The organism is Pseudomonas sp. PDM31, assembly GCF_019218965.1.
Lineage (GTDB): Bacteria > Pseudomonadota > Gammaproteobacteria > Pseudomonadales > Pseudomonadaceae > Aquipseudomonas.
The window spans coordinates 42194-60909 of sequence record NZ_JAHUWS010000016.1; the positions used below are offsets into that span (position 1 = coordinate 42194).

The window sequence follows — 18716 nt, forward strand, 5'->3', positions numbered from 1 at the left end:
CTTGTGTACTAGCAGATCTGATAGTCCCGATACGCGCGGCAGCGGGCAAATAAGAGTCGGGCTCCCAAGCCAGCGTCACACATAACACGCTAATGGCCCAACATTGATCTCAATAGTTCCCTGCCATTAAACTAACTCTTTCGTATTGTTTGATCTAAATCATTCGTTCAGTAAGCTATACAGTCCTTTTTTATATGATGAGCACTAACTGCTATAAGCGAATCTTAGACGCCTCCTTATTTTCTAATTAACTTCTGGATCTCATTTTGCGTCATCTTCAAAGTACTAGTTTGCGTGAAAGTCCCGTTAATCGTACTTTCTATTCTGTATGTGCGCACACCACCTCCGGGTACCTGTCTTGATGATGGAACGGGAGGAAAAATAGAATCAGACGCAGGAGCAGGACGAGGAGGAATAGGGGGAGGCGTGTGTACTTCGGCTCGTACTTGAAGTTGCGTTACTGGTTGGGGCTTTGGAGGCGTGACATAGACGTTGGCCTGATTGTTGGGTCGGGGGCTTTCCAGCGTTCTATATCCTTTTTGTTTCGAACTGGAACCACCGCCACCCCGGCCTTTGGAGTTAATTTCCACGCCTCGTGGTGTATTGGTAGGATACGTGTCGCTATTACCTGAAGGGGCAGGTGTAGGACTGCCGCCGGATATCGGAGGGGAATAATTTACGCGCGCAGGTCGGGGCGAACCTGCACCGGCAACCGCATGTAAAGCCGCAATCGTTGCTGAGGTCGCATTGCCATTGCCGGTCGGGCGTGTTGCGTTGGGGAGAGTGATGTCAGGATCATTGTATTTCATTCCTGACGTTGCTGACGGTGCTGATGAGGCAATCGCCGCACCTATTTCTGCGAACGCTTTAAGTGCCCCGATTTTGGTCGGATCCCTTCGACCCGATGTCGCTATAAAATCAGGGCCACCCAAGAAGAAATCCAACCCGCGAAGTATGGTTTTCCAGCCGAAATGCCCCGTCGGATCGGTAAAGTTCACCGGGTCACCCACGCAATACATGTAAGCATTCAACCCTCCGCCCCCAAACGGACTCCAGCTATCCGGGCTATGAAATCGCATCAGTTTCGGGTTGTACGCGCGGTAGCCATTGCCCAGTAAATACCAGCCAATGTTCGATTCGTGCAGTTCGCCGTTGAAGCCCAGGCGTGTGGCAACCTCCTGTCGTGCGGACTGCTCGCCGTAGACGGAATAGGCAATAGGGTTTGGCCTGCCTCCGGCGATTTCGGCGATCACGGAATTACTGGCGTCGGTGGCAAGCAGGATGGCGCGGGATTGGCGTTGATCATCAGTGATTGTGCGGGGCATGGCGAAGCCTTCTTTTGAGGTCGGCGTTGCAATGCACTCATTCTGACGTTGGCATTGAGCTTGTGGTACTAGCAGAACTGATAGTGCGGCGAATCTCCAGGAGCTGTCTGGGAGCTCCTACTGGCTCCTGCGGGGCAACACCACGGTAAACAGCGTCCCCTCCGTCTCGTTGGAACTGACCTCGATCGTCCCTGCGTGCGCGGTGACCACTTCCTTGACGATAAACAGGCCCAGGCCGAGGCTGGTGGTGGGTTGTCCGAGTTCTTCGCTGGCGCTGCGCACCAGTGGGTCGAAGAGGGTGCTGATCGCCTCCTGCGGAATCGGCACGCCATAGTTATGCACCTTCAGGCGAACACAGTCCGGCTCGCCATTGAGGCTGATCGTCACATCACGCTTGTTTGAACCGTGCTGCAGCGCATTGCCAATCAGGTTCTGCAGCATCTGGGCAAGGCGCCCGGCATCCCAGAGCCCTCGGGTGTCCCCCGTCACTTCCACTCGCGGATCGCTTTCAGGGTTGCCCGCGCAGGCCTCGGCAATCGCCGCGTGCGCCGCATCAGCCAGGTCCATGGGGGCAGGCTCGAGCGGCAGGCTCTTGCCCAGCCGACTGCGCACCAGTTCCAGCACATCGCTGACCATCACCGCCATGTGTCGCGCGCTGTGCTTGATGTTGATTGCGCAAGTCAGTGCATCGCCTTCGAGGGGGGCTTTGCGCAACAGCATTTCGGTGGACATGGTTACCGCTTGCAGCGGCGCACGCAGGTCGTGCCCGAGGATCGCCAGAAAGATATCCCGCGAGCGATTGACCTGTTCGGCATAGGCTGCGGTGGATTCGGCCAGGGCTTCGTCGATGGCTTCATTGAAGCGGATCATGTCCTGGAAGTAGGCAAGGTCGGGGGATTGCAGACTGTTGACCCACAGGCGGATCACACAGGCGCGCAGATGACGAAACTCCGAGGTCATCTGCACGAGATCGAAGCCGACGTTGTGGCGCAATTCGCCGTGGCTGGCGGCGGCAATGTCCAGGCTCGGCGTTTTTTCCGGGCCTTCTCCCTTGGCCTTGGCCTCCTGCTCGCTGGCGGTTTGCGCCTTGCGCATATCGGCTGCCGCGGCGAGCAGGATCGATTTCGCGTGATCGCGCAGTGTTGCGCGATCCAGCTCGTCGTCGGCGCTGATGGCTTCGGCGAATTTCTCCCATTCATCAACGATGCGATCCACGTGCTGCAAGATGAAGTCAGATAAACGCATGGCTGGGTGTCTGTGTGGTAGTGGTAGCGAAAGAGTGTGGCGCATCCGGGGGGCTTTGTCGTTGCCCAAGAGCAAGCGCCGATAAAGAGGCGCTACAGGATGACCGCTGCCATTGATCGGCAGGGCCAACCCCCATAGGGACTAAATACCATTTGCCATAAAGGCGCACTGGCATAGAACGGGCTTTGCAACAGGAGTCCCCCTGTGCAAGCAACAGGTAGCTCACACTGGGGCCTGTGCATGTTCGATGGTTCAGAACAGGAAATATCGCTGGGCCATCGGCAATACATCTGCCGGCTCGCACCACAGCAACACACCATCGGCCTTGACCTGATAGGTCTGCGGATCGACGTCGATGTCCGGCAAATAGTCGTTGTGGATCAGGTCGGTTTTCTTGACCTCGCGACAGCCCTTGACCACGGCGATTTTCTTTTTCAATCCCAGTGCATCGGGCAAACCTGCCTCCTGCGCCGCCTGGCTGATGAATGTCAGGCTGGTGGCATGCAGCGAGCCACCGTAGCTGGCGAACATCGGGCGGTAATGCACCGGTTGCGGGGTCGGGATCGAAGCATTGGCGTCGCCCATCAGGCTGGCGGCGATGGCGCCGCCTTTGAGGATCAACGTCGGTTTCACGCCGAAAAACGCTGGGCGCCAGAGCACCAGGTCGGCCCATTTCCCAACTTCGATTGAGCCCACTTCATGGCTGATGCCGTGGGTGATCGCCGGGTTGATGGTGTACTTGGCGATGTAGCGCCTGACGCGGAAGTTGTCGTTGCCCTCACCATCGCCGGGCAGTTGGCCGCGCTGTTTTTTCATCTTGTCGGCGGTTTGCCAGGTGCGCGTGATGACTTCACCGACACGGCCCATGGCCTGGCTGTCGGAGCTGATCATCGAGAACGCGCCGAGGTCGTGGAGGATGTCTTCGGCGGCAATCGTCTCGCGACGGATGCGGCTTTCGGCGAAGGCCACGTCTTCGGCAATGCTCGGGTCCAGGTGGTGACAGACCATCAGCATGTCCAGGTGTTCGTCGATGGTATTGCGGGTGAAAGGGCGGGTCGGGTTGGTCGAACTCGGCAGCACATTGGCAAAGCCACAGGCCTTGATGATGTCCGGGGCATGACCGCCGCCCGCGCCTTCGGTGTGATAGGTGTGGATGGTGCGGCCCTTGAAGGCGGCGAGGGTGGTTTCGACAAAGCCCGACTCGTTGAGGGTGTCGGTGTGGATCGCCACCTGCACGTCGTACTGGTCGGCCACCGTCAGGCAGTTGTCGATACTGGCCGGGGTGGTACCCCAGTCTTCGTGCAGCTTCAGGCCGATGGCGCCCGCCTTGACCTGTTCGATCAACGGCTCTGGCAGGCTGGCGTTGCCCTTGCCGGTGAGACCGATGTTCATCGGGAACGCATCGGCGGCCTGGAGCATGCGCGCCAGGTGCCAGGGCCCGGACGTGCAGGTGGTGGCGTTGGTGCCCGTGGCCGGTCCGGTGCCACCGCCGATCATTGTGGTGACGCCGCTCATCAGCGCTTCTTCGATCTGTTGCGGGCAGATGAAATGGATGTGCGTGTCGACGCCGCCGGCGGTGAGGATCATGCCTTCACCGGCGATCACTTCTGTGCTGGCGCCAATGGCGATGGTGACGTTCGGTTGCACGTCCGGGTTGCCGGCCTTGCCGATGCCGGCGATGCGTCCGTCCTTGAGGCCGACGTCGGCCTTGACGATGCCCCAGTGGTCGATGATCAACGCATTGGTGATCACCGTGTCGACCACTTCGGCGGCAAGCAACTGGCTTTGCCCCTGGCCATCGCGGATCACTTTGCCGCCGCCGAACTTCACCTCTTCACCGTAGGTGGTGAAGTCTTGTTCCACTTCGATCCACAGCTCGGTGTCGGCCAGGCGGACCTTGTCACCGAGGGTTGGGCCGAACATGTCGGCGTAGGCTTGACGGGAAATCTTCATTGCAGCTCCTTGCAAAAATTCATTGTGGCGAGATCGCCCATGATCCTGCCGGCAAACCCGAATACCCGGCGATGCCCCGCCAGGTCAACCAGCTCAACCTCCCGGCTCTGCCCCGGCTCAAAACGCACGGCAGTCCCGGCAGGGATGTTCAGGCGCATGCCACGGCTGGCGGCGCGGTCGAAGGTCAGGGCGTCGTTGGTTTCGAAAAAGTGGTAGTGCGAGCCGACCTGGATCGGCCGGTCGCCGCTGTTGGCCACTTTCAGAGTGGTCGTGCGCCGGTCGGCGTTGAGTTCAATGTCGCCGGGCTGGATCTGGTACTCACCGGGAATCATCAATGGGCTCCTTGGAGAATCTTGTAGTAGAGGGCAGTCGGCATGTAACGGCCGCTGGGGTCGCAGGCGTAGTCGGGGATTTCACCGGCGCGGGTGTAACCCAAGGCCTTGTAGAAGTCTTCGGCCGGGGAGCCGGCTTCGGTGTCGAGGTAAAGCATGCCCCGCTGGTGTTGCAGGGCCGCCTGTTCGAGGGCGCTCATCAACTGCTGGCCGAGGCCGCGACGCCGCGCATGCTCGCGCACCAGCAGTTTCTGCACCTCGGCGCGGTTCAAACCATTGGCTTTGCGACACAGGCTCAGTTGCACACTGGCTTGCACCTGTTCGTCGTTGACCACCACCCACAGCAACACATTGCCGTTGTTCAGGTTCTCCTGCACTTCGTCGAAATATGCACGGGCCTGCGCCGCGTCCAGATCCGCCATGAAGCCGACGCTGGCGCCATAACCCACAGCGTCAAGCAGCAGGTCGATCAGGCCCTGACGATAATGGGCAAAGCTCTCAGCGTTGACGCGTCGCAACTGGGCGGCGTTCATCGGGCATTACTCCTGCTTGGCGCCGGGTGGCTGCGCGCCGGGATTGAGGGTCAATTGCATGAAAGTCAGGTCCAGCCAGCGGCCGAACTTGGTGCCTACTTGAGGCATCTGTCCGGTAGTCACGAAGCCGATCCGCTCATGCAAGCGAATGGACGCCGCGTTGCCGCTTTCGATGGCAGCGACCATCACGTGCTTGCCGCAGCCTTTGGCGCGTTCGACCAGCGCATCCATCAGTTTCGGCCCGAGTCCGTTGCCACGCTGATCGCTGCGCACATACACCGAGTGCTCGACCGTGTGGCGAAAGCCGTCGAACGGGCGCCAGTCGCCGAATGAGGCGTAGCCCAGCACGGCGTTATCGGCGTCGACAATCACCAGGATCGGATAGTTCTGGGATTGCCGGGCGCTGAACCAGGCCTGGCGGTTGCCGAGGTCGACCGCCTGCTCGTTCCAGATTGCCGTGGTGTTGAGCACGGCGTCGTTGTAGATGTCACGGATGGCCGGCAGGTCGGCGTGCAGTGCATCGCGGATGTGGTAAGTCATGACGCGGCCTCAGGCGATGGGTTGATGGACGGTGACCAGTTTGGTGCCGTCGGGGAAGGTGGCCTCGACCTGGATCTCCGGGATCATTTCCGGGATGCCTTCCATCACTTGTTCGCGGCTCAGCAGGGTGGAGCCGAAGTGCATCAGCTCGGCCACGGTCTGACCGTCACGGGCGCCTTCGAGCAGGGCGGCGGAGATATAGGCCATGGCCTCCGGGTAATTGAGTTTCACGCCGCGCGCCAAACGCCGCTCGGCGACGAGGCCGGCGGTGAAGATCAGCAGCTTGTCTTTTTCGCGTGGGGTCAGGTCCATCGTTTGAATCCATAAGGGCAGTTTTTTGAGGTTCTTGCGGTGTGGGGTGTGTCAGATGCGACGGCCCCTCACCCTAGCCCTCTCCCGGAGGGAGAGGGGACTGGTCTCGGTTGCTTGTAAGGTCCGGATCAGTCAGTTGCATTCTTGTGTCTTTAACAATCACATCGGTCAGGCTCCCTCTCCCTGCGGGAGGGGGGTGAGGGTAGGCCTTCATGTACTCCAGATTCTCGGCAACACAGCCTCACGGCCAAGCAGCGCCGGCCTGAGCAATCGCCACAAATCAATCAGCCAGCCGCGCGCCAGCAACGCTTCACTGGCCAGACAGCGCGCAACCAGCAACCCGGGCAATTGCGTCAGATCCCCGCGCACGTCATTGGCCAGCGAGCGGCAGCGCTCAAGCAGTTCGTTATCAATCTCCCCGGTCACCAGTAATGTCGCAAACACCGGCTGCCCATCCAGCCCTATCGGCGAATCGAGCAAGCCATCAGCCCCGACAATGCGCTGACGTTCGTGCCAGAGCAACTGGCCGTCACGGCGGATATCCAGGTGCGCCTGGAAATGCCCGAGGTCGAAACGCTCACCACTGGCCGGCCGACCCAATGCCACTACATCCCAGTAGAACAGCCGGGCATCACCTTCAAGGTTGATGCAGGTGCTGAGTTCGGCCTGGGCGGCGCTGAAAATGATCGTTTCCTGCGGCAGCCATTCCAGGGTCGCCCCCGCTGCTACGTGCAGTTTCAGCTGTTGATAAGCGGGGCCGGCGGCGCGATACCATTTCGCCGCGCCCGGACTTGTGATTTGCGCCCAGGCATCGCGCTCGACCTTGGCCGTGATGTCCAGACGATCACCACCGGCGATACCGCCCGGAGGGTGGACGATGATGTGCTGGCAGACTTGCGGCCCCTCGGCATACAGATGTTTCTGCACCCGCAACGGACCTTGGTGGCGGCGCATAACAGGGCGCGTGCTCTCGCCGAAGCGGGCATAAGCCAGTTCCAGCTCGGCGTGCCAGCTGGGCGTGAACAGGAGCGAGGCAGGTAAATTCATGTTTTGTAATTATCGTTAGGACACTACAGATTATCGTAACCCTGCAGCGTAGCTTTAAATAGTGACCAGGCCGCGCACGCCCTCGGCTTCCATGTTTTCGCCGCGACCCTGCTGCACGATCTCGCCCCGGGACATCACCAGATATTGATCGGCCAGTTCGGCGGCGAAGTCGTAGAACTGCTCTACCAGCAGGATCGCCATGTCACCACGGGCCGCCAGTTTCTTGATCACCGCTCCGATCTCCTTGATCACCGACGGCTGGATGCCTTCGGTAGGTTCGTCGAGGATCAGCAGGCGTGGCCGGCTGGCCAGCGCCCGGCCGATAGCCAGTTGCTGTTGCTGGCCGCCGGACAGATCGCCGCCACGGCGTTGTTTCATTTGCAGCAATACCGGGAACAGCTCATAGATGAACGCCGGGACCTCCCTGGCTTCGGAACCGGGAAAGCGCGACAGGCCCATCAGCAGATTTTCTTCCACGGTCAGCCGGCCGAAAATCTCCCGGCCCTGAGGTACGTAGGCGATTCCGGCATGCACCCGCTGGTGTGGCTTGAAAGCGGTGATCGGCTTGCCTTCCCAGTTCACCGCGCCTTCTTTGGCAGGCAACAGCCCCATCAGGCATTTGAGCAGGGTGGTCTTGCCGACGCCGTTGCGCCCGAGCAGGCAGGTGACCTCACCGACCTTCGCGTCGAATGTCAGGCCGCGCAGGATGTGGCTTCCGCCGTAGTACTGGTGCAGCTTGTCGACTTGCAGCATTTTCAAATTCCTCTCAACCCCTGTAGAAGCCGACTTGCTGGCGATCGCGGTGGGGCAGGCGACCATGATGTTGGCTGACACGCCGCCATCGTCAGCAAGCCGGCTCCTACAGGGGGCTGTGTTTACAGGTCTAGCGACCGAGGTACACCTCGATCACCCGCTCGTTATCCTGCACCTGTTCCAGCGATCCTTCAGCCAGCACGCTGCCCTGGTGCAACACGGTCACGTGGTCGGCGATGGAGCCGACAAAGCCCATGTCGTGTTCCACTACCATCAGTGAGTGCTTGCCGGCCAGGCTCTTGAACAACTCTGCGGTGAATTCGGTTTCGGCGTCGGTCATGCCGGCCACCGGTTCGTCGAGCAACAACAGTTGCGGGTCCTGCATCAGCAGCATGCCGATCTCCAGGAACTGCTTCTGGCCATGGGAGAGCAGACCGGCTGGGCGGTTGACCGAGGTCGTCAGGCGTATGGTGTCCAGCACTTCGCCAATGCGATCTTTCTGTTCGCCACTCAAGCGCGCCCGCAGGCTGGCCCATACCGACTTGTCGGTTTTCTGCGCCAGTTCCAGATTCTCGAACACGCTCAGTGCTTCAAACACCGTCGGCTTCTGGAACTTGCGACCGATGCCGGCCTGGGCGATCTGCACTTCGCTCATCTGCGTCAGGTCCAGGGTCTCGCCAAACCAGGCCTTGCCGTGGCTGGGCCGGGTCTTGCCGGTGATGACGTCCATCAGTGTGGTCTTGCCCGCGCCATTGGGGCCAATGATGCAGCGCAGTTCGCCGACGCCGATGTACAGGTTCAGATTGTTCAGGGCGCGGAATCCATCAAAGCTGACGCTGATGTCCTCCAGGGTCAGGATGGTGCCGTGACGAGTGTCCAGGCCTGGGCCGACGCGTTGGCCCAGGCCAATGGCGTCGCGGCTGCTGCCGGCATCCTTGTTCGGCTCCACTGGAAAGAAGGCCGGTTCGAGCATGAATTCAGCCGTCGCAGTCACTCTCATTGTTCACCTCTTTTCTTCAGCAGACCGATCACGCCCTTGGGCAGGTACAGGGTCACGACAATGAACAGCGCACCGAGGAAGAACAGCCAGTACTCCGGGAAAGCCACGGTGAACCAGCTCTTCATGCCATTGACCACGCCAGCGCCGAGCAGCGGACCTATCAAGGTGCCACGACCGCCGAGTGCCACCCAGACGGCGGCTTCGATGGAGTTGGTCGGCGACATTTCGCTCGGGTTGATGATCCCGACTTGCGGCACGTACAAGGCACCCGCCAGGCCGCACAACACGGCGCTCAACACCCAAACGAACAGCTTGAAGCCACGGGGGTCGTAACCGCAGAACATCAGCCTGTTCTCGGCATCCCGAAGCGCGGTCAGCACCCGGCCAAACTTGCTTTGCGCCAGCCGCCAGCCGATGAACAGGCTCGCCAGCAGCAACAGCACCGTGGCGAAAAACAGTACCGCGCGGGTCGCGGGTTCAGTGATGCCGAAACCGAGGATGGTGCGGAAATTGGTGAAGCCGTTGTTGCCGCCAAAGCCGGTTTCGTTGCGGAAAAACAGGAGCATGCCGGCGAAGGTCAGGGCCTGGGTCATGATCGAGAAATACACGCCCTTGATCCGCGAACGGAAGGCAAAGAAGCCGAACACCAGCGCCAGCAATCCAGGCGCCAAGACCACCAGACACATGGCCCAGAGGAAGCTGCTTGTGCCGGTCCAGTACCACGGCAATTCGGTCCACGACAGGAAGGTCATGAAGGCCGGCAAGCCATCGCCGGAGGCCTGGCGCATCAGGTACATGCCCATCGCGTAGCCGCCGAGGGCGAAGAACAGGCCGTGACCGAGCGAGAGCAATCCGGCGTAACCCCAGACCAGATCCAGGGCCAGGGCGACGATGGCGTAGCAAAGAATCTTGCCCACCAGGGTCAGGGTATAGGCAGAGATGTGCAGTGAGCTGTCCGGCGACAGCAGCGAGAGCAGCGGCAATGCCAGCAGCACAACGAGGGTCACTGCACCGACAGCGAGGGTTACCTTGGGGCCGGCCTTTTGTGTGGCCGTGAGCATCAGGGGCTGGTTCATCAGTCGATCACCCGTCCTTTCAGTGCGAAGAGGCCTTGCGGACGCTTCTGGATGAACAGAATGATCAGCGCGAGGATGAGGATCTTGCCGAGTACTGCACCGATCTGCGGTTCGAGAATCTTGTTGGCAATGCCCAGGCCGAAGGCGGCCAGTACGCTGCCCGCCAGTTGGCCGACACCGCCCAGCACCACCACCAGGAACGAGTCGATGATGTAGCTCTGGCCGAGGTCTGGGCCGACGTTGCCGATCTGGCTCAGGGCCACGCCACCGAGGCCGGCAATGCCCGAGCCGAGACCGAAGGCGAGCATGTCCACGCGCCCGGTAGGCACGCCGCAGCAGGCGGCCATGTTGCGGTTCTGAGTGACTGCGCGGACGTTGAGACCCAGGCGCGTCCTGTTCAACAGCAGCCAGGTCAGCACCACCACAAACAGGGCGAAGGCAATGATCACGATCCGGTTGTATGGCAGCACCAGATTCGGCAGCACTTGAATGCCGCCTGACAGCCATGCCGGGTTGGCGACTTCCACGTTCTGTGCGCCGAACACCAGACGCACCAGTTGTATCAGCATCAGGCTGATGCCCCAGGTGGCGAGCAGGGTCTCCAGCGGCCGGCCATAGAGATGGCGAATGATCGTGCGTTCCAGCGCCATGCCGATCGCCGCGGTGACAAAAAACGCCATCGGCAGGGCGATCAACGGGTAGAACTCGATGGCCTGCGGGGCGTAGCGCTGGAACAGCAACTGCACGACATAAGTCGAGTAGGCGCCGATCATCAGCATTTCGCCGTGGGCCATGTTGATCACGCCGAGCAGGCCGAAGGTGATGGCCAGACCCAAGGCCGCCAGGAGCAGAATCGAGCCGAGCGACATGCCGCTGAAGGCCTGGCCAAGCAGTTCGCCTACCAGCAGTTTGCGTTTGACTTGAGCCAGGCTGGTTTCGGCGGCGGTACGTACGCCGGCATCGGTTTCGACGCCCGGTTCGAGCAAGCCTTCGAGGCGAGTGCGGGCCAACGGGTCGCCGGTTGCACCCAGCAAACGCACGGCGGCGAGGCGCACGGCGGGCTCCGCATCGACCAGTTGCAGGTTGGCCAGGGCCAGGCTCAGGGCGGCGTGAACGGTTTCGTCTTTTTCGCCCGCCAGTTGCTGGTCGAGGAATTTCAGCTGCGCCGGTTTTGCACTTTTCTGTAGTTGCTGTGCGGCGCCCAGACGTATCTTGGCATCGGCGGCGAGGAGCTGATGGCTGGCCAGCGCGGTGTCGATCAGGCCCCGCAGGCGGTTGTTCAGGCGCAGGGTTTTCGGCTGGCCGTCGACGGTCAATTCGCCTTGTTGCAGGGCGTTGACCAGTTCGATACGGACCGGGTCGGGTTGGGCGGCCCAGGATTCAAGCAGTTTTGCTTGCTGCATGGGGTTTGCGGCGACGAAGTCTTCGGCGTCACCAGCATGGGAGGCCATCGGCAGTAGCAGTGCCATGGCGAGGATGAAGCGGTGCAAGGCAGTGGGCATTGGTGGTGGTTCCTGTCTGCGGTGGCCGATGGAGCTGGGTTCGGCGTTGAATCCGCCCCTCACCCTAACCCTCTCCCAGAGGGAGAGGGGACTGACCGGGTTGTTTGGTCATCCAGCATCGACCTGGCAATCCTGTGTCGAACTCAGGCTTTGAAAACCGGCTCCATTTCCCTCGCACGCTTGTGGGCGAGGACGCTGACCGGGTTGTTTGGTCATCAGCATCGACCTGACAATCCTGTGTCGAACTCAGGCTTTGAAAAGCTTGAAAACCGGCTCCGTATTGCTTCGAACTCAGCCTTTGAAAAGCTTGAAGATCGGCTCCCTTTCCCCCTCTCCCCCCTGGGGGAGAGGGTTGGGGTGAGGGGGTGGTTCTCAAGCCCGCCTCAAAACCCGAATTCGCCTCAGTTGCTCTTCACCGCATATTCCGGCTTCTTGTCGTTACCCGGAATGAACGGGCTCCATGGCTGGGCACGGATCGGTCCTTCGGTCTGCCACACCACGTTGAACTGACCGTCGGCCTGGATCTCGCCGATCATCACCGGCTTGTGCAGGTGGTGGTTGGTCTTGTCCATGGTCAGGGTGTAACCGGACGGCGCAGCGAACGTCTGGCCGGCGAGGGCTTCGCGGACTTTGTCGACGTCGGTGGATTTGGCTTTTTCCGCAGCCTGGGCCCACATATGGATACCCACGTAGGTGGCCTCCATCGGGTCGTTGGTCACCGCTTTATCGGCACCCGGCAGGTTGTGTTTCTTGGCGTAGGCTTTCCAGTCAGCGACGAATTTCTTGTTCGCCGGATTTTCCACCGACTCGAAGTAGTTCCACGCTGCCAGGTTGCCCACCAATGGTTTGGTGTCGATACCGCGCAGCTCTTCTTCACCCACCGAGAACGCCACGACCGGTACATCCGTAGCTTTCAGGCCCTGGTTGGCCAGTTCTTTGTAGAACGGCACATTGGAGTCGCCGTTGACCGTGGAAATAACGGCAGTCTTGCCGCCCGCCGAGAACTTCTTGATGTTGGCAACGATGGTCTGGTAATCGCTGTGACCGAACGGCGTGTAAACCTCTTCGATGTCCTTGTCGGCCACGCCTTTGGAGTGCAGGAACGAACGCAGAATCTTGTTGGTGGTGCGCGGGTAGACGTAGTCGGTGCCAAGCAGGAAATAGCGTTTGGCGCTGCCACCTTCTTCGCTCATCAGGTATTCCACCGCCGGGATCGCTTGCTGGTTCGGTGCGGCACCGGTGTAGAACACGTTTGGCGACATCTCTTCACCTTCGTATTGCACCGGGTAGAACAGCAGGCCGTTGAGTTCTTCAAACACCGGCAGCACCGACTTACGCGACACCGAAGTCCAGCAGCCGAACACCACAGCGACCTTGTCCTGGGTCAGCAACTGTCGGCCCTTCTCGGCGAACAGGGGCCAGTTCGATGCAGGGTCCACGACTACCGGTTCGAGCATCTTGCCGTTCACACCGCCCTTGGCGTTGATTTCGTCGATGGTCATCAAGGCCATGTCCTTGAGCGACGTCTCGGAGATCGCCATGGTCCCGGACAGGGAGTGCAGGATGCCGACCTTGATGGTCTCAGCAGCCTGGACGGTCCAGGTCATACCCATGGCGGCAATGCTTGCCGATAGTGTGAAAGCCTTGATCAAGCTGCGACGCTTCATTGTGCGATCTCCATGAACTTGGAAGTTTTCTTGGTTGGCAGATGCGGACTACTGAAGGGTCTTTAGCAAGGGCTGTGCCCGGTCGGGAAAAGACAGGGAAATACCGTGCCAGAGCAGTTGTGCGGGGCGCTGGCGCACCATGAAGGGACGAGGTCGGGGCAGTGGTGCGAAGAGGTGCGCCACATTGGGGCGCAAGGTGTGCCTGCAGGAGCTGCCGCAGGTTGCGGCAGCTCCTGCACGTCAGAGGAGAGTTCGGGCGATCGCCTGCCTCATGAGGACGAAGAGGTCGGTTCAGTTTGTCGGGTGAAGCGCGACAACAGCACCCGATCGAGCAGCCAGACCACCACCAGCGAAGCACCCACCAGCGGGAACGCTACCGCCAGGGCGAACATGATCACCATCGCGGTTTTCCATTTCGGCAGGTCGTGGCGCAGCGGCGGTACCCCGAACTTGCCTTGCGGGCGACGCTTCCACCAGATCACCACGCCGCTGACGGCGCTGAGCAGAATCATCAGGCAAATCAGCAGCACGATAATCTGGTTTAACACGCCGAACATCTTGCCTTCGTGGAGCATCGCGCCAATCTCCGTGGCGCGTGCGACGGTCCCGTAATGCTCGAAGCGCACATCGGCAAGAACGTTGCCGGTGTACTGATCAACATGCAGGGTGGCGTCGTTGCGCGGGTCGTCGGCGAATACGGCGATGGTGAACACACCGGTCGCGGAGGTCGGCATGGTGATGCTGTAGCCTGCTTCGACCTTGCGCTGGGTGGCGATGTTCTGCACGTCTTGCAGGCGGATGGTCGGCGCGGCCGGGCCGGCAGATGCAGCGTCGTGACCCATGTGTTCGGCATGGCCGCCGGACATTGGCATCGGTGTGTTTTCCATGGCCCATGGCACGGTCTGGCGGGTGGCGGTGTTGAGGCTGCGCGCCTCGACATCGGACTTGGGCACGTCATCCCACATGGCGGCCGGGAAGGTGTTCCAGACTTCTGCATATTGCTTGCCCCAGAACCCGGTCCAGGTCATGCCGCTGAGCAGCATCACCAGCAGCAGGGATGCACCCCAGAACCCGGTCACAGCGTGCAGGTCACGCCATAGCACGCGACCGCGGCTGTTCAGGCGTGGCCACAGGATGCCCGCCGCCTGGCCGCGCGGCCACCACAGGAACACGCCGGACACCACCAGCACAACGCCCCAACCGGCGGCCAGTTCGATCAGTCGATCACCCACGGTGCCGATCATCAGTTCGCCATGAATCGCCCGGGCAATGGCCTGCAGGTTTTTCTTCGCGTCTTGCTCGCCGAGAATGTCACCGTGGTAGGGGTCGACGAAAACGTTCAGCTCCTTGCCGGCGTCGAGGACGACGAACTGCGCGCTGCGCTGCGCATTTACCGGTGGCAGGTACTGGCTGACCTGGCCCTGTGGATAAGCAGCTTTGACCCGTGTCAGCAGGTCATCGGCCGGCACGGTGTGATGTCCGGCCGGCACGTTGAGCAGGCTGCTGTACATCAGCGAGTCGAGCTGCGGTTTGAACAGGTAGATGGTGCCGGTCAGGGCCAGCATCACCATGAAAGGCGCGACGAATAACCCGGCATAGAAATGCCAGCGCCAGGCCATGTTGTAGAAATTCACTTTGGGCTGTTTCATCACGTGTGCTCCGCTGTGGCGAAATCATTTATTGTTTAAAAAATCGCAGCCTCGTTTCACTCGACAGCTCCTACAGGGTGTACGGCGGTCCAATGTAGGAGCAGCCTAAGGCTGCGATCTTTTTTCTTGTCAGAAACTCATATCGACCTTGGTCCAGAGCGTGCGCCCCGGTTCCTTGATGGCTTGCGGGTCACTGGCCGGATAGCCGAAACCTGCGTTGCCGGCCAGGTTCAAATGCTCGGCGTAAGCCTTGCCGAACAGGTTGTCGACGCCACTGCTGACCTTCCAGTTTTTGTTGATCCGCCAGGCACCGTTGAGGGAGAACACACCGAACCCCGGCGTCTTGTCGAAGTCCTTGCCGACTACGTTGCCCTTGTTCTGGTCGATACGGTTTTGCGCCGCGACCACTCTCCACAGTGCCCCGGCGCTCCAGTTGTCTTCGCTGTAAGTCAGACCGAAACGCGCATCCAGGGGGGGCATCTGCGGCAAGGCGTTGCCATCGCTGCTGTTCTTGCCCCAGGCGTAGGCCAGGGTTGCATCGGCTTTCCAGTTGGCGGTCAGGTTGTAGGCCGCACCCAGCTCGCCGCCCATGATTCGCGCGTCGATGTTCTGCGCTTGCGAGGTCGTACCCATCATCCCGGGGGTGTAGTCGAACAGGATGTAGTCGCGCACCTGGCCGATGTAACCCGAGGCCCAGGCTTCAAGGTCTGCGGTTTTGTATTGCAGGCCGAAATCAAGCTGAGTGGTTTTTTCCGGCTTGATCGAATCGAAGGCGTTCACTGAACCTGCGGGGCCGGAGTTAGGCGAAAACAGCTCCCAATAATCGGGAAAGCGCTGGCTGTGGCCGAGGCCTGCGTACAGGGTGGTCGGGCTGTCGGCCAGGTCGTGCTCGTAGCGGACGAAACCGCTCGGCAGGGTGTCGGCACGGGTGTCGTCGAGGGTCGGATTGGGCCGGGTCGACATTCCCGAGCCGAGTGTTTGCCGGTAATCCTTGGCCGAAGCGCGATCCAGGCGTGCGCCGCTGATCAAGCGGTCACGGTCGGCGGCGTACCAGGTCAGCTCGCTGAACACGCCGTAATTGTGAAAGTCGGCGTCCTTGGTGAAGGGCTGGTTTTTGTAGGTGTCGATGCCCATGGCACTGCGCTGGCGGTGTTCGTTGGTCTGCGCGTCGAGGCCACTGATCAGTTGCACATCGGCCCAGCGCCAGGTGGCCTTGATCCGGGCGCCCAGGGTGCGACGGTCGACGTTTGACGCCATGGGGCCGGCCATCATCCCGGTACCGGACGGCGTGCGCAGCGTGTAGTTGTCCATCACGTGATCGGCGTAGTTGTAGTAGACCTGCGCATCGACCTTATCCAGCACGTCACCGATGTTCGATTGCTCGAAGCGCAGGCCAAGGCTCTCGCGCAGGAACTGTGAGCCATCCATGCCGCGCCCGGCGTAACGCGCTTCGCCATCGCCCTTGCCGGCAGTCAGCTCCAGCAAGGTGTCGGCGTTCGGGGTCCAGCCAACGGCAACGTCACCGTTCCATTTGTCGTAGCGCGACGGCACGGTGTCGTTGTTACCGTCCTGGTAATCGTCAGAGTGTGCGGTGTTGCCGATGACTCGCACGTAGCCCGACGGGCCGCCGGCGGCCGCATCAACGACTTTGTCGAAGCGGCCATTGGAGCCGGCCAGTACGCTGGCGTTTACCCGCGTGCCCAGTTCGCCGAAGTGTTCCGGTTCGCGGTCGAAGAGGACGGTGCCGGCCGAGGCGCCTGGTCCCCATAGAACTGATTGCGGGCCTTTGATCACGGTGAGCTGGTCGTAGGTTTCCGGCGAAATGTACGAGGTCGGGGCGTCCATGCGGCCTGGGCAGGCGCCCAGCAGCATGCTGCCGTTGGTGAGGATATTCAGGCGTGAGCCGAACATGCCGCGCAGCACCGGATCGCCATTGGTGCCGCCATTGCGCACCAGGGCGAAGCCCGGAATGGTTTTCAGATAATCACCGCCATCGCTGGCCGGTACCGGTTGGCGCGGGTCCTTGGGGTTGGTGACGATGGTCAGGGGTGAACTCGGAGCAATGGCGGTGATGACCGTCGGGCTCAGTTCTTCACTGTGAGCTGAATGGTCATCGGCCAGCGCAGATGGCGCCAGCAAGGCACCGCACAGGATCGCGGTGGCGTGCCTGAAACGAACACTGGATTCGTTCAGAGCTAAAGAGGCTTGGGCAATGCTCAAGCACGGGACAGCAGAAAACCTGGACATGACAATTTCCATCGAACATTCGTAAACGACACGGTCGGCAGCCTCGGGCTGTCTTCTCAACCGTGTGTGAAATCCGGAGTGGTTGTTTACGCGACGACGGGCGGGGCGCGGCTGCGGGCGCCGGGGAAGAAGGTTTGCCGGGCATGGCCCAAGCGAGGTGAGGGTGGGGTGAAGGTGTTGGCGTGCGCGATGGCGAACGTCGTGAAAGACTCGCCACCGGTGAGTGCCGGGCAGTTGAACAGCAGGCTGCAATAGCCACATTTTTCCCACAGCGCATGATGCCCGGCTGCAGGTGGACAGTGTTCGGCGGCAGCTTGAGTGCCGTGCTCGGCGTGATCCATCGCAGCCATATCCATGCTCATGTCCATGCTCATATCCATGGGCATGTTCATAGGCATGGGGGTGCGCGAATCCATCGGCATCGACTGAGAAATCAGCGGACCGATAAAGATCATCAGCATGGCGAACAGGCTGATCCAACTGCCGCGTGTCAGGCTCAATGGCTGACGGACGGGCAAGGATCTGCTGGCGCTAAGCGGGCGCATGGGCGGCTTTGACTCAGGCGATTACGGGTTATGTACGTGCGCTTGCACGCTATCCGGTGCCTGCTTGCGCACCGCAACTTCGACCGTCACGTCACCGGCCTTCTCGAAGTGCAGGGTCAATGGAAAGTGCTTGCCGTCACTGAGCAGGCTGCGGTCTTTGAGATTCACCAACATCACGTGGTAAGCCATCGGCGCGAAAGTGACTTCGCCGCCCGCAGGGATTTGCACGCTGGTTACCGGCTGCATTTTCATCAGGTCGTTGTGCATCACATGCTCGTGCAGCTGAGCTTCGCCGGAAACCGGCGAGTCGACGCTGAGCAGACGGTCGGCAGCGTTGCCTTGGTTGTGGATGACGAAATAGGCAGCCACGGTCGGTGCGTTGGGCGGCAACTCCTGGGACCAGGGGGTGGCGATTTCCAGTGCGCCGACCTTGTATTCGTCGGCATTGGCAAAGCAGGCAGGCAGCAGCAAGGCGGCCAGGACGATGAGTTTGTTCAACATGGCAGTTCTCCAGGGCGATTCAGGACGCAGGTCAATTGCGAGAAAGAATCACACCAGAGGAGACGCGCGGGGGTTGAGGCTCGGCCATTGCTGGCGCGGTGTCGGTGTATCGAGAGAAGCGGCGGGCAGGCTTCGATTGGATTCGAAACGGGCGAAATACAGTTGCGGTTCATGCCCGGGTAGCGCCACCAGCGCAGCGGAACCGGAGCAGCACCAGCAATGCTGCATGTTGGAGTGTTCGTCGCCTTGCGGGGCTTTCTGCCCGATATCGCCCAGGGAAATCGCCACCATCTTGGTGCCGCCGGACGAACAGAAACTGCCCCACAACAATTGTTCGGCAGGCGCCTTGGCCGACTGCGCCATTGCTCCGGACATCGGCATGGCGAGCAGGTTGAACAGCACTGCGAAGCAGGCTATCCAGGCAATTGCGAGCCGTTGTCGGGACATGGGACAAATCCGGTTGGGTGAGCGATCAGGCGCGGGCTATTT

At 60.8% G+C, this 18716-nt stretch carries 18 protein-coding genes; all 18 read right to left on the reverse strand.

Features of this window, described 5'->3' with window-relative positions; genetic code table 11:
- Window positions 1-236 precede the first annotated feature (236 nt).
- Window positions 237-1325, reverse strand: a complete 1089-nt coding sequence (locus KW839_RS25095) for an RHS repeat-associated core domain-containing protein (RefSeq protein WP_218425771.1) — start codon at window positions 1323-1325, stop codon at window positions 237-239.
- 117 nt (window positions 1326-1442) lie between these two features.
- On the reverse strand, window positions 1443-2570 hold the full coding sequence (locus KW839_RS25100; protein ID WP_218425772.1) for a sensor histidine kinase KdpD: 1128 nt from the start codon (window positions 2568-2570) through the stop codon (window positions 1443-1445).
- A gap of 252 nt (window positions 2571-2822) precedes the next feature.
- Window positions 2823-4523, reverse strand: a complete 1701-nt coding sequence (ureC, locus tag KW839_RS25105) for an urease subunit alpha (protein WP_218425773.1) — start codon at window positions 4521-4523, stop codon at window positions 2823-2825.
- Window positions 4520-4855 (reverse strand): urease subunit beta, encoded by a 336-nt coding sequence (locus tag KW839_RS25110; RefSeq protein ID WP_218425774.1) that lies wholly within the window; start codon window positions 4853-4855, stop codon window positions 4520-4522. Before KW839_RS25110 ends, ureC begins: the two co-directional genes overlap by 4 nt.
- Entirely contained in the window at window positions 4855-5388 is a 534-nt protein-coding gene (locus KW839_RS25115) for a GNAT family N-acetyltransferase (RefSeq protein WP_060542792.1), read from the reverse strand. The genes KW839_RS25110 and KW839_RS25115 overlap by 1 nt, the downstream gene beginning before the upstream one ends.
- Before the next feature lie 6 nt (window positions 5389-5394).
- A complete protein-coding gene (locus KW839_RS25120; RefSeq protein WP_218425775.1) occupies window positions 5395-5928 on the reverse strand; it encodes a GNAT family N-acetyltransferase in 534 nt (177 codons plus the stop codon).
- Between the two features lie 9 nt (window positions 5929-5937).
- The gene (gene ureA, locus KW839_RS25125) at window positions 5938-6240 is read right to left on the reverse strand and encodes an urease subunit gamma (RefSeq protein WP_218425776.1); all 303 of its coding nucleotides are present in this window, start codon (window positions 6238-6240) and stop codon (window positions 5938-5940) included.
- A gap of 210 nt (window positions 6241-6450) precedes the next feature.
- Window positions 6451-7287, reverse strand: a complete 837-nt coding sequence (locus tag KW839_RS25130; protein ID WP_060542794.1) for an urease accessory protein UreD — start codon at window positions 7285-7287, stop codon at window positions 6451-6453.
- Window positions 7288-7341: 54 nt separating this feature from the next.
- Window positions 7342-8040 carry an urea ABC transporter ATP-binding subunit UrtE gene (gene urtE, locus KW839_RS25135; RefSeq protein ID WP_218425777.1) on the reverse strand — a complete coding sequence of 233 codons (699 nt, stop codon included), beginning with the start codon at window positions 8038-8040 and terminating at the stop codon, window positions 7342-7344.
- Between the two features lie 130 nt (window positions 8041-8170).
- The gene (urtD, locus tag KW839_RS25140) at window positions 8171-9040 is read right to left on the reverse strand and encodes an urea ABC transporter ATP-binding protein UrtD (protein ID WP_060542796.1); all 870 of its coding nucleotides are present in this window, start codon (window positions 9038-9040) and stop codon (window positions 8171-8173) included.
- Window positions 9037-10116, reverse strand: a complete 1080-nt coding sequence (gene urtC, locus KW839_RS25145; RefSeq protein WP_060542797.1) for an urea ABC transporter permease subunit UrtC — start codon at window positions 10114-10116, stop codon at window positions 9037-9039. Before urtC ends, urtD begins: the two co-directional genes overlap by 4 nt.
- A complete protein-coding gene (gene urtB, locus KW839_RS25150) occupies window positions 10116-11618 on the reverse strand; it encodes an urea ABC transporter permease subunit UrtB (protein WP_060542798.1) in 1503 nt (500 codons plus the stop codon). Before urtB ends, urtC begins: the two co-directional genes overlap by 1 nt.
- 401 nt (window positions 11619-12019) lie before the next feature.
- On the reverse strand, window positions 12020-13285 hold the full coding sequence (gene urtA / locus KW839_RS25155) for an urea ABC transporter substrate-binding protein (protein WP_060542799.1): 1266 nt from the start codon (window positions 13283-13285) through the stop codon (window positions 12020-12022).
- A 269-nt stretch (window positions 13286-13554) separates the two neighbouring features.
- Complete coding sequence (locus KW839_RS25160) at window positions 13555-14934, reverse strand: PepSY domain-containing protein (RefSeq protein WP_218425778.1); 1380 nt, start codon at window positions 14932-14934, stop codon at window positions 13555-13557.
- Between the two features lie 129 nt (window positions 14935-15063).
- Window positions 15064-17181 (reverse strand): TonB-dependent copper receptor, encoded by a 2118-nt coding sequence (locus KW839_RS25165; protein WP_218425779.1) that lies wholly within the window; start codon window positions 17179-17181, stop codon window positions 15064-15066.
- Window positions 17182-17267: 86 nt separating this feature from the next.
- The gene (locus KW839_RS25170; protein WP_218425780.1) at window positions 17268-17726 is read right to left on the reverse strand and encodes a DUF2946 domain-containing protein; all 459 of its coding nucleotides are present in this window, start codon (window positions 17724-17726) and stop codon (window positions 17268-17270) included.
- A gap of 21 nt (window positions 17727-17747) precedes the next feature.
- Window positions 17748-18227: a copper chaperone PCu(A)C gene (locus KW839_RS25175; RefSeq protein WP_218425781.1), complete on the reverse strand. Its 480-nt coding sequence runs from the start codon at window positions 18225-18227 to the stop codon at window positions 17748-17750.
- A gap of 48 nt (window positions 18228-18275) precedes the next feature.
- Window positions 18276-18674 (reverse strand): DUF2946 domain-containing protein, encoded by a 399-nt coding sequence (locus tag KW839_RS25180; protein WP_060542804.1) that lies wholly within the window; start codon window positions 18672-18674, stop codon window positions 18276-18278.
- Window positions 18675-18716: the final 42 nt, after the last annotated feature.